An 11,482-nucleotide genomic window follows, 5' to 3' on the forward strand; every position below is an offset into this window, starting at 1 on the left:
GTTTACTCCGCAGCTTTCTTGGCTAAAAAGCTTGATACAGCCTCAACACCGATAGCCAGAGCTTCTTCCTTAGGACTCATCTGTGGATGGTGAAGAGCATAAGGGCTGTCAATGCCAAGCCAGAACATGACACCAGGAACCTTAGAGAGAAGATAACCAAAGTCTTCTCCTGTCATGGCAGGTTCGATGTCGATTAGTTCAATGCCCTCTTTTTCATCAAAGAAAGTCATCAATTCCTGGGCTAATTTAGGGTTGTTTTCGACAGGTAGGTAACCTCCCTGCTTGAGTTCAACTTCCACATCCATATCAAAAGCAGCTGCGACACCTTCAGCGATGGCTTTGACACGTTTTTGTACCAATAGACTCATGCTATGTGTGAGAGCTCGAATGGTTCCATGTAAGAAGGCTGTATCAGCGATGACATTATTGGTTGTACCAGCTTGAAAAACACCGAAAGTGACGACAGCACCCTCGATAGGGTCGACATTACGACTGACAACCGACTGAACTTGAGTGACAAAATAGCTAGCTGCAACCAGAGCGTCGTTTGCTTGATGTGGAAAGGCAGCGTGACCGCCTTTACCCTTGAAACGAATCTTGACTTCGCAAGTTCCTGCAAAGAGTGTATGGGTATTGGTCGCAATTTGTCCAACTTTTAAGTCTGGACGGACATGGAGTCCATAGAATTGGTCAGGCAACCAGTCGCCAAAGGCATCGTCTTCATACATGAGCATGCCGCCGGCTTCGTTTTCCTCGGCAGGTTGGAAGAGAAAGAGGAGATTGTTTTTGGGTTGGTTTTCTAGAGCACGTTCGAGACTTCCAAGGGCAATGGTCATGTGAAAATCGTGTCCACAAGCATGCATGCGGTCTGGGTGTTGAGAGGCAAAAGGAAGGCCTGTTTGTTCAACGATTGGGAGTCCATCAATATCTGTTCGCCAACCAATGGTACGTTCTGGCTGACTTCCCTGCAAGTAAACTAAAATACCTGTCTGCCAGGTCCGAATCTGAACAAAATCCTTGCCAGCTGTTAATTTTTCAATGATGCTTAGTAAATAAGCTTGAGTCTTGAATTCTTCTAAACCAATCTCCGGAATTTGGTGAAGATCGCGTCGAGTTTGAATTAAATCTAACATATCTAATTTCCTTCTACTGATACGAATAAAGAGGCTGGAAACATTTCCGCCTCTGTTACTAATTACAAGGTGCGAAGCGCATCTTCTAGCGCTGTTTTTTGTTGGGTTTGGCTATCGATTTCTTTGATAACACGAGCTGGAACGCCTGCTACCACAACATTTTCTGGAACATCTTGAGTGACGATGGCACCTGCTGCAACAACAGCACCGCTACCGATTTGAACACCTTCGATAACCACAGCGTTAGCACCGATGAGGACATTGTCACCGACACGAACAGGCTCAGCGCTGGCTGGTTCGATAACACCTGCAAGAACAGCACCGGCACCGACGTGGCTATTTTTACCGACAATAGCACGTCCACCTAAAATAGCTCCCATATCAATCATAGTACCAGCTCCGATTTCTGCACCGATATTGATCACAGCTCCCATCATAATAACAGCGTTGTCGCCAATCTCAACCTGGTCACGGATGATAGCGCCTGGCTCGATACGAGCATTGATATCACGTTTATCAAGGAGAGGCACAGCAGAGTTGCGAGCGTCTTGTTCAACAACATAGTCCTTGTTTTCTGTTAGTCCATCAAGAAGTGGAGCGATATCTTTCCAGTCTCCAAAGAGAACATTCCCAAGCTTGATAACAGAGACAGGGATAGCTCCGGCAAGTTGTCCTTCAAAGGTCACTTTTATACTTGTCTTTTTCTCAGCATTTGCGATAAATTGGATAATTTCTTGGGCATTCATTTTTGTAGCAGTCATTGATGTCTCCTCACTCTTTGTAATGCTTACTATTCTACCAAAAAAGGCTTCAAAATTGAAGCCTTAAGTGTTAAAAGAAGATTCTTTCAGTTTGTCCTTTGATTCTTCGATGGATAAGAAGATCATGGGAATAATAATCAAAATCATAGCTAATAGCAAGTAGCCATCCAAGACCAGACCTAGAAATAGAACGCTTAGAATAGCAGAGGATAGAGGTTCGCTAGCACTGACGACCGATACCACCAATGGGGATACCAGAGAGACAGCCTTCATGGATAGGAAAAAGGCAAAAGCTGTTCCCAAAAAGGCAATGGTCAAACAAATCAAGATGCTCACCCAATCCAGTTGAAAACTAATTCTATATACGGGGTAGAGAAAATTACTAAAGAGTCCAGCTAGCATCATTCCCCAGCCAACAGTTGGCACAAAACCGTATTTTCGAGCAAATGGTTGGGGTAAGATGACATTAAACATAACCCCTAGGGCACTGAGAAGTCCAGTTAGTAAGGCGATAGGAGTGATGGATAACTTAGAAAGATCGCCTTTGGTAGCCATCAAAAATACTCCAAGCATAGCAGTTAAAACATAGAAGCTTGCTTTTTTAGAAGCTTTTTTCTTGTAGATGATGCGGTTGTATATGAGAATGAAAACAGGACTGATAAATTGTAGGATAGTTGCCGTTGTTGCATTAGAGTACTCTACACAAAGATAGAAGAAATACTGAACGGAGAAGATTCCTAAGATGGCATAAGCCAGAAAAGGCAGGTAGTTTTTGCGCTTTCTCCAGATATCAAATAGCTGTGAGCGGAACTTAAAGCTAGAAAAGATAAGTACGAAACCACCTGCAAGACTTAGTCGCATAGAAGTGATCCAACCAGAGGAGACTGGATAATGCGTAAAGAAGAATTCTCCTAAAATGCCACAAATACCCCATATTAATCCAGATAGGAGGGAGTAAATGGTTCCCTTGAAAATATTTTTTTGATAGTAATTCATATAAAAGTCGAGTTAGGTGACATACTCTTGATAATAGGTATGTTAGCGTTGGGATCTATTCGAAGAAGAGCTGTTATTATTTTTATCTTTATCTTTATCCTTATCCTTATCCTTATCTTTGTCCTTGTCCTTGTCTTTATCTTTGTTGTCTTGTTTTATTAAATTTCCAACAATCGTATTCCAAGCTTTTTGGTAATCAGAGTCACTACCACCAATAGCAAATCGGTAGGTAGTAGTCGGAGCACCAGCTTGGTTAGCCCAGTAACTTGTTACCATTTCTCCAGTAACGTCAATCTCTTTGCCGTTGATAGTGACCTTACCAGGCTTCTGTCCAGTAGACTTAAGGACTTGAGAAGATGTTACACTTGAATCAAGGCTGAAACGCTCAGTTCCCCAAGCAGAAGGAGAAGCTTGTTGAATAGCGTTTACGAGGTGGGCCATATACTTAGCATTACGATAATATGCGCCTTTGGCTAACGGACTGTTATCATCATGACCAATCCAACCACCAAGAGTCAATCGAGGCGTTGAAAGCATGAGCCACATATCGCCCTCCTCGTTGGTTGTACCAGTTTTCCCAATCCAATCAGCACCTGCTAGACTGGAATTTATGCTATAAAGATCGCTTTGGAAACTTGTAGTTATCCGGGATGAAAGTACATCTCTTAGTAGACTTTGCATAATGGTTGCAGTAGCTTTTGAGTAGACTTGAACAGGTTCGTCTTTATGTTCATAGATAACTTCTCCACTGCTTTTTTCGATTTTTGAAATCATGTATTTTTTATGGTAAACACCATTGTTGGCCAAGGTTTGGTATCCGTTTGTATGTTGAGCTACAGTAACTTCAATTCCTCCTCCCATAGGAAGACTTTCAATACCGTATTCTGGGATTTCATATCCCATTTTTTCCATATAGGAGCGGACATCAACTCCTTTTTCACGAAGCATACGATAAGTCCAGTAGGCCGGGATATTCCAGGAATAATTGAGAGCTTCCTTTAGGTTTATCATAGCTGTTCCCGGACTGTTGACGTGCATGATCGGAGTTCCGTTGGCAAAGTTCGTTGGATAGTTTGATAGGATGCTAGCACTTCCCATCAAGCCTTGGTCAATAGCAATACCATAGGCTAAGATAGGTTTGGTGGTCGAAGCCGGAGATCGTTTTGTGTCAAAGGCGTGATTATTTTGATTGCTTTGGTAATCTCGTCCTCCTACAAATCCTATGATGGCTCCTGTTTTATTATCCATTAAGACATTTCCGACTTCAGGTTGACCACTACTATCATTTAGAAGGTAGCTATAGTTTGCCATTGCATTTTGCATTGCATTATGGATCGTTTTATCGATTGTAGTAGTGATACGGTAACCACCATTTTGAATTTCTTTTTCAGCCAATTCACGATAAGATTTCTGAATAGATTCATTCTTAAGCTCTTGTTCGGAAACGTTATCTTTTTTGACCAGATAATCATACATGACATTAGTCGCTTCATCAAGTGCAGTGAAGTAAAGATAACCCTTAGCTGTTAGGTTTACACTTTCTGCTGGCAAGAAGTCTTGCTTAATGTCATATGCTATATAGGTTTCGTAGTCTTCCTGACTGAGCACTCCAGTTCTATACATATTGTAAAGGACATCTTTGGAACGCTTGATTCCGAGTTCCATATCCTCTTCATTCTTCATCTCACCAGTCGCTTCATAAGGGGAGTAAGAGATAGGACTTTGTGGTAATCCTGCTATAAAGGCTGCCTGAGGGATTGTTAGCTGATTTGCATCAACCCCAAAAATACCTTTGGCTGCTTGTTGAGCCCCCGCAATATTTTGACCTTTATTGTTACGGCCAAATGGAGCGACGTTGAGATAGGTTGTCAAGATTTCATCCTTGCTCATTGCTCGCTCTAAAGCCAAGGCATCCACAATTTCACTAGCTTTACGAGCGAGTGTAGGGGCATCACCAACAACTTGTTGTTTGATGAGCTGTTGTGTCAGAGTAGATCCACCGCTCGAAGAACCAAGACCGATAAAGTTTCCTAGACTAGCACGAATAACAGCTTTAGGAACGACACCATTGTGTTCTGCAAAATGTTCATCCTCTGTTGCAACGATAGCCTGCTTGAGATTATCTGAAATAGCGTCCGACGCAACAGATGTTCGCAGAAGATCGCTCTCAATAGCACCGATCATGGATCCGTCAGCATAGTAAATCTCAGAGATGGATGAAATATCATTCACCTGTTTGATCAGATCCTCCGTCTGAGGAACGGTTACTTTGTCAAATAGAGAAACCGCATAACCGAAAACAACCCCAGTGCCCAAAAGTCCACCAAGAAAGGCGATGATAAAAAGGGTATTAAAGGTTGCCTTGATTCCCAATAAGATATTAGCAAAGATAGTCCAAATATTCGTTTTGGTTTGCTTTTTCTTTTTAGATTTTTTAGGACCACTTTTACCTAAATGTATATTTTTTAGTTTTGTTTTTAGGGACTGAAGGAAAGCCAGTCCTTTTTCTTTCATAGATAATAATTTATTCTTCATTTCTTTCCTCACTCCTTATTATTATACCATAAAAGCAATGATTGCAAGAAATTAGTCTTGGACGAGCTTTAGAGGGGGTTAGGCAACAAAAAAACCAGGTAAATTCAACCTGGTTTTAAGGGTTTGTTATTCACCTGAAAGTTCTTTTCCAAGATCAATCAAGTAGTCTTTCAAGTGGTCTTTAACTTGAGGATGTTTGAGAGCGTATTCGATAGAAGTTTTCATAAATCCAAACTTATCTCCAACGTCATAACGTGAACCTTTAAATTCACGGGCGAATACACGTTGAGTTTTGTTGAGTGTATCGATAGCATCTGTTAGCTGGATTTCATTTCCGGCACCAGGTTTTTGATTTTCAAGAATACCGAAAATCTCAGGTGTGAGAAGGTAACGGCCGATGATGGCTAAATCACTTGGTGCGTCTTCAGGTGCTGGCTTTTCAACGAAGGTTTCAACACTGTAAAGTCCATCTTTTCCTTCGCCTTGAGGCGCGATAACACCGTAGGCAGAAACTTCTTCATGTGGGACAGGCATCACAGCGATAGTAGAAGCATGAGTTTGCTCATAGTCATTCATAAGTTGTTTGGTCAATGGAATAGCACTATCATCTGTGATATCCATGAGGTCATCTCCAAGCATGACCACAAAGGGTTCATTTCCAACGAAAGCTTTGGCTTGTAAAACGGCATCTCCGAGTCCACGTGGGTGTGTTTGACGGATGAAGTGAAGGCGCATACCAGTTGTTTCGTCAACTAGTTTCAAAAGATCGGTTTTTCCTTTTTCCTTAAGGTTGTACTCTAGTTCAAAGTTTGAATCAAAATGGTCTTCGATAGATCGTTTTGATTTCCCTGTTACTACAAGAATATCCTCAATTCCAGACTTAAGGGCTTCTTCAACGATGAATTGAATAGTTGGCTTATCCACGATTGGCAACATTTCTTTGGCCAAGGCTTTGGTTGCTGGAAGGAAACGAGTTCCAAGCCCCGCGGCAGGGATAACAGCTTTTCTAACTTTTTGCTTCATGAGCATCCTTTCTAACGGTGATTATGACCACTCGTTTTCCGCTTTGAACTCATTATTCATGAGTTCAGAAACAGCATCTTTAATATTAACATTTTCATAAATAACCTGGTAGATAGCCTGAGTAATAGGCATATAGACTCCAAGTTCTTGCGCCAATTCATAAGCAGCTTTGGTTGTTGAAATTCCTTCAATCACCATCCCCATGTTGGCTTCGATATCTGCCAAGGCTTCTCCACGTCCAAGAGCATCACCTGCTCGCCAGTTACGTGAGTGGACAGAAGTTCCAGTAACAATCAAATCCCCAACTCCAGAAAGTCCACTGTAAGTCAATGGATTTGCACCAAGCTTGACACCAAGACGGGTAATTTCTGCAAGCCCGCGCGTGATAATCGCAGCTTTTGCGTTGTCTCCAAAACCAAGACCGTGAAGAGCTCCTGCCCCAACAGCGATAATATTTTTAAGAGCACCAGCTGTTTCCACTCCGATAACATCTGTATTGGTATAAAGACGGAAGTAGTGGTTGCTAAAGAGTGTCTGAACATACTGAGCAGTTTGTAAATCCTTGGACGCAGCAGTAATCAAGGTAATATCACGCACAATCGTTTCTTCTGCGTGACTAGGACCAGATACAACCACAATTTCACTACGAAACTCTTGAGGGATTTCTTCTTCGAGAATAGTTGAAAGACGTTTGTGACTATTTGGCTCAAGACCTTTTGAAGCATGCATGACCACCACTTTATGATCCAAAACAGCAGCTACCTGTTGAGCTACCAATCTTGTCACCTTTGTTGGGACTACGAACAAGACAGCATCAACACCCTTCAAGGCTTCTGCCAAATCATGATAGGCCACAATTTTATCGTCTAATACAATATCCTTAAAATAGCGTTTGTTAGTATGTTGTGTATTAATTTCATCAATTTGGTCAGGAATATTTCCCCAGATACGCACTTCGTGTCCGTTGTCGTTAAGAACTTGTGACAGTGCAGTACCCCAAGAACCAGGCCCTAAAACAGCGATGGTTTGTTTGTTCATATTTTCCTCCTTCTGAGAAAGCACTTTCCTATATTCTACCATAAAAAGGACTATCATGCATCTATATTATTTATGAAGCATTAATTGAATGATAGAGTATAAATAAAAAGACAGCCAATGAGTAATTTGGCTGTCTTTAGGAGAAAAACTAGAGGGTAATGCTATTGTTTTTAGAAATTTTCATAAATAGTAATAATGAAGCAACTGTCAAGACAGTGAGGATAGTTGACAAAGCAGCTGCCACACCATAATTTCCTCTGAGGACCTCTGTATAGATTGCTACGGTCATAGTTTTTGTTTTGGCATTATATAGCAGGATAGAAGTAGATAGTTCTGAAATCATTGTTACCCATGATAGAATAGATCCAGAAATAATACCGGGTAACATCATTGGAACAGTGATGTTACTGAAAGTATTGAGACGGCTACTTCCTAAACTCTCAGCTGCTTCTTCAATACTAGGTGCTATTTGTTGTAAGCTAGCAACGGATGAGCGGATTGTATAAGGGAGTCTTCTTACAGATAAGGAGATAATCAAGATGAAGGCTGTTCCTGTAATCATAAGGAAGCCACTTCCGAAGATACCTGTATTGAATGAAGAGATAAAGGCAATACCGAGAACTGTTCCTGGTACGATATAAGGTACCATACTAAGGCTATCAATTAAGTTTGTAAACAAATTTCGTTTTCTAACAGCTAGGTAGGAGATAAATGATGCAAATAAAACAACTAGAATCAAAGCAATCAAAGGAATGCGAATCGTATTAAAAATAGTAGCTCCCATGCGATTGAAGGCAATCTTGTAACTGTTTAGAGAATAGCCCTTGACAAATACCATACCTGATGTTTTTAGGAAAGAGGTATAAATCAAAAATAATTGAGGTAGAACAGAAAATAAGACAATTCCGTAAACTGTTGCATAAATTGCTGCCATTTTCCCTTTTGTAGTTTTTTTCGGCTCAATTGGATGGAGAGAATTCATGCTGAAACTATAGCGATTGGAAATATATTTTTGAATAAGAAAGATTGTTAAAGCAATGATAATCGCCATGATTGCTAAAGCAGATGCAAAAGCAGAATTTCCGCCAACCTCACTAATGAATTGATTATAAATTAAAACAGGGAAAGTTCGATATCCTTCACCAATTAACATAGGAGTTCCGAAGTCGGAGAATGCTCTCATAAATACGAGTAGGGCAGCGGCAAGTAAAGTTGGAACTAAAAGGGGCAAAATAACTGTTATCATACGTTTGAATCCAAATACCCCCATGCTTTCAGCGGCTTCAAGAAGAGAATGGTCAATTCTTTTCATGGCTCCAGCCACGTATAGAAAAACTAATGGGAATAGCTGGAGTGTGAACACAAGTACAATTCCTTTGAAGCCATAAATATCAATAGCTGGAAGATGAAGGGCATTTGTCAAAAATTTAGTGATGACACCATTTCGCCCCAACAAGAGAATCCAAGAGTATGCCCCTACGAAAGGAGCTGACATGGAAGCGATGATAATCAATATCTGTAAAAATTTCTTTCCTTTGAAGTCATATATAGAAAAGAGGTAAGCCAATAAGGTCCCTAAAACTAGGGAAGTTACAGTAGAAGTAATGGAGACGTTAAAACTGTTTACTAGTGTCTCAGAGTAATAGGATTTACTAAAGAAATCCTCAAAATTAGCTAGTGAGAATTGACCTTCATGTATGAGTGCTTGCTTGAGTACAATAATAATTGGATAAACAAGAAAAATAAGATAGGTAAGAAAGATGAAGAATGAGGAGGTTGTCCAAATATTTAGTTTTTTACCTTTCATAGCCAACTCCTGTAATAAGATTTTGGGAACCATCTGCAGAAAAGACATTTAACTTTTGAGTATTGATTCGTAGACGAATTCGATCCCCTTTTTGAAGATCTTCTTCAAAAGTTGATTCTTCGCTGACCTGTATTTTTGAAGAAAATGCAGTCTCTACAAAATATTCAGTGGTGAGTCCAAGATAAACACTATCGGTGATTGTTCCATCGATTGGGCCATTTTCATCACGGATAAATTCTTCAGGACGAATGCTAACACGGATGTTTTGCTCGTCAATTTGGTCAAGAGCTGGCATACGAAGAGAGTAGCCGTCTTCAAAGACGATGTACGCTCCATCAGCTTGCTTTTCTAAACGGGCAGGGATGATGTTTGTTCTACCAATAAAGGTTGCGACAAATTCGTTCTCTGGTTTGTGGTATAGCTCTTTTGGACGACCAATTTGTTGAATAACACCATCTTTCATAACCGCGATTTGGTCAGAAATAGCCATGGCTTCTTCTTGGTCGTGGGTCACATATACAGTTGTAATTCCCACTTCGTGTTGAATTTCTCGAATAACTTGGCGCATATCTAAGCGAAGTTTCGCATCCAGGTTACTAAGTGGCTCGTCCATGAGGAGAACACTTGGATTAACAGCTAATGCACGTGCTAAGGCGACACGTTGTTGTTGTCCACCACTGAGCTTATCGGGCTTTCGATCTGCGTATTGATCAATTTGCATTAGTTCCAGATATTTATTAGTTTGTTGAACTAATTCATCTTTTGGAACCTTTTTTTGTTTAAGACCAAAAGCAACATTATCTCGAACAGTCAAATGTGGGAAAATAGCGTAGTTTTGGAAAACCATACCGATGTTGCGTTTGCTGGGTTCTATGTTATTGATTTTAGTATCATCGAAGTAAAATTCTCCGCCTTCAATACTGTTGAAGCCTGCAATCATTCGAAGAAGAGTCGTTTTTCCACAACCTGAAGGTCCAAGAATAGTGAAAAGACTTCCTTTTGGGATCGTAACATTTAAATTCTCAATGACAGGAATGTCATGGTAGATTTTTTTTGCGTTAATAATTTTGATCTCACTCATACTGAACCTCTTTTACTGTTTCGATTGAATATTAGTGAAAATATCATTGTACTTTTTAAGAATAGCTGATTTATTTTGGATGACGTACTCAGAATCTTCAGTGGCGATATTGATTTCGGTCATTGATTTCATATTTTTATTGGTTTTAGCATTTTTTCGAATGGGTCTAATGGTTGTTTCAGTTCCTAGTTTATCCTGAATGTCTTGAGAAAGAAGGAAATCGATAAATTTTTTAGCGTTTTCCATGTGTTTGGCATTTTTGATAATAGCTGCGTTACCAGGCAAAAAGACGGTTCCTTCTTTTGGATAAATGACTTTTACATCAACGCCATCGTTTAAGAGTTTCAATGCAGGATCTTCATAGGTGAGTCCGACAGCCATTTCTCCGTCAGCGACTGATTTGTAGACATTTGAAGAACTAGAAGCAATTTTCCCATCTACTAAGCTAAATAGATTTTTCACATATGTCCAAGCTTGCTCATTTTCATAGCCCCCCTGATCTACGAGCATGTTTGTTAATTGAGCAAAGGCGCTAGAAGAATTACTTGGATCAGCAGTTGCGATTTTTCCTTTTAATTTAGGATTGAGTAGATCATTGTAGCCTTCAATTTTAATATCTTTTGTAAGAGCTGAATTGGCAATGATGACACTGACATCAAGTGTATAAGGCGTGTAGAATCCAGTTTTATTTTGATATTCAGGGATTATCTGGTCGTTCTCTTGAGAAATATAAGGTTCAAAAAGATTTTCGTTAGAAGAGAAGAGGGCGTAGGAGCCTCCGAAAATGACATCGGCTACAGGGGATTCTTTTTCAGCCTCAGCTTTTTTGAACAATTCACCAGTGCTGGCTTGTACTAAGTCAACCTTAATACCATATTTTTCTTCGAAGGCTGGGATTGTTTCTTCGATAAGGTCTTCAGGGTTAGGCGAGTAGATAACCAAAGTGTTATCTGAATCTTTTTCAGAGCTAGTTTCCGCTTCTGTTGTTGAAGAACATCCTGATAAAGTAAGAAATATCCATCCACAAGAGAGAAAGAATAGTAGTTTTTTCATAAGAGTCTCCTTTTTTACGAACGTTTTTACTCTACGACTTGCTTAATGTTTATAA

At 40.1% G+C, this 11,482-nt stretch carries 9 protein-coding genes; all 9 read right to left on the reverse strand.

What is annotated here, in order from left to right:
* Window positions 1-2: 2 nt before the first annotated feature.
* Window positions 3-1,133, reverse strand: a complete 1,131-nt coding sequence (locus NMM19_RS03835; RefSeq protein ID WP_178894487.1) for an N-acetyldiaminopimelate deacetylase — start codon at window positions 1,131-1,133, stop codon at window positions 3-5.
* 62 nt (window positions 1,134-1,195) lie between these two features.
* Complete coding sequence (gene dapD / locus NMM19_RS03840) at window positions 1,196-1,894, reverse strand: 2,3,4,5-tetrahydropyridine-2,6-dicarboxylate N-acetyltransferase (protein WP_178894488.1); 699 nt, start codon at window positions 1,892-1,894, stop codon at window positions 1,196-1,198.
* A 63-nt stretch (window positions 1,895-1,957) separates the two neighbouring features.
* A complete protein-coding gene (locus NMM19_RS03845) occupies window positions 1,958-2,890 on the reverse strand; it encodes a DMT family transporter (protein WP_254730031.1) in 933 nt (310 codons plus the stop codon).
* A gap of 42 nt (window positions 2,891-2,932) precedes the next feature.
* Window positions 2,933-5,425 (reverse strand): penicillin-binding protein PBP1B, encoded by a 2,493-nt coding sequence (gene pbp1b / locus NMM19_RS03850; RefSeq protein WP_178894490.1) that lies wholly within the window; start codon window positions 5,423-5,425, stop codon window positions 2,933-2,935.
* A gap of 126 nt (window positions 5,426-5,551) precedes the next feature.
* Window positions 5,552-6,448, reverse strand: coding sequence for a UTP--glucose-1-phosphate uridylyltransferase GalU (gene galU, locus NMM19_RS03855; protein WP_178894491.1), 897 nt, complete (start codon window positions 6,446-6,448; stop codon window positions 5,552-5,554).
* Between the two features lie 21 nt (window positions 6,449-6,469).
* Entirely contained in the window at window positions 6,470-7,486 is a 1,017-nt protein-coding gene (locus tag NMM19_RS03860; protein WP_254730033.1) for an NAD(P)H-dependent glycerol-3-phosphate dehydrogenase, read from the reverse strand.
* 148 nt (window positions 7,487-7,634) lie between these two features.
* Window positions 7,635-9,293 carry an iron ABC transporter permease gene (locus NMM19_RS03865; RefSeq protein ID WP_075227074.1) on the reverse strand — a complete coding sequence of 553 codons (1,659 nt, stop codon included), beginning with the start codon at window positions 9,291-9,293 and terminating at the stop codon, window positions 7,635-7,637.
* Window positions 9,283-10,374 carry an ABC transporter ATP-binding protein gene (locus NMM19_RS03870; protein WP_075227075.1) on the reverse strand — a complete coding sequence of 364 codons (1,092 nt, stop codon included), beginning with the start codon at window positions 10,372-10,374 and terminating at the stop codon, window positions 9,283-9,285. The genes NMM19_RS03865 and NMM19_RS03870 overlap by 11 nt, the downstream gene beginning before the upstream one ends.
* A 12-nt stretch (window positions 10,375-10,386) precedes the next feature.
* Entirely contained in the window at window positions 10,387-11,427 is a 1,041-nt protein-coding gene (locus tag NMM19_RS03875; protein ID WP_254730035.1) for an ABC transporter substrate-binding protein, read from the reverse strand.
* Window positions 11,428-11,482: the final 55 nt, after the last annotated feature.

This window comes from Streptococcus sp. CF8_St5-17 (assembly GCF_024295665.1).
GTDB lineage: Bacteria > Bacillota > Bacilli > Lactobacillales > Streptococcaceae > Streptococcus.

Excerpts from the sequence above, each read along its gene's own strand:
- NMM19_RS03875 (WP_254730035.1), bottom strand. The coding sequence starts at position 11,427 with ATGAAAAAACTACTATTCTTTCTCTCTTGTGGATGGATATTTCTTACT.
- pbp1b (WP_178894490.1), bottom strand. The coding sequence starts at position 5,425 with ATGAAGAATAAATTATTATCTATGAAAGAAAAAGGACTGGCTTTCCTT.
- galU (WP_178894491.1), bottom strand. The coding sequence starts at position 6,448 with ATGAAGCAAAAAGTTAGAAAAGCTGTTATCCCTGCCGCGGGGCTTGGA.
- NMM19_RS03860 (WP_254730033.1), bottom strand. The coding sequence starts at position 7,486 with ATGAACAAACAAACCATCGCTGTTTTAGGGCCTGGTTCTTGGGGTACT.
- NMM19_RS03835 (WP_178894487.1), bottom strand. The coding sequence starts at position 1,133 with ATGTTAGATTTAATTCAAACTCGACGCGATCTTCACCAAATTCCGGAG.
- NMM19_RS03845 (WP_254730031.1), bottom strand. The coding sequence starts at position 2,890 with ATGAATTACTATCAAAAAAATATTTTCAAGGGAACCATTTACTCCCTC.
- NMM19_RS03865 (WP_075227074.1), bottom strand. The coding sequence starts at position 9,293 with ATGAAAGGTAAAAAACTAAATATTTGGACAACCTCCTCATTCTTCATC.
- dapD (WP_178894488.1), bottom strand. The coding sequence starts at position 1,894 with ATGACTGCTACAAAAATGAATGCCCAAGAAATTATCCAATTTATCGCA.
- NMM19_RS03870 (WP_075227075.1), bottom strand. The coding sequence starts at position 10,374 with ATGAGTGAGATCAAAATTATTAACGCAAAAAAAATCTACCATGACATT.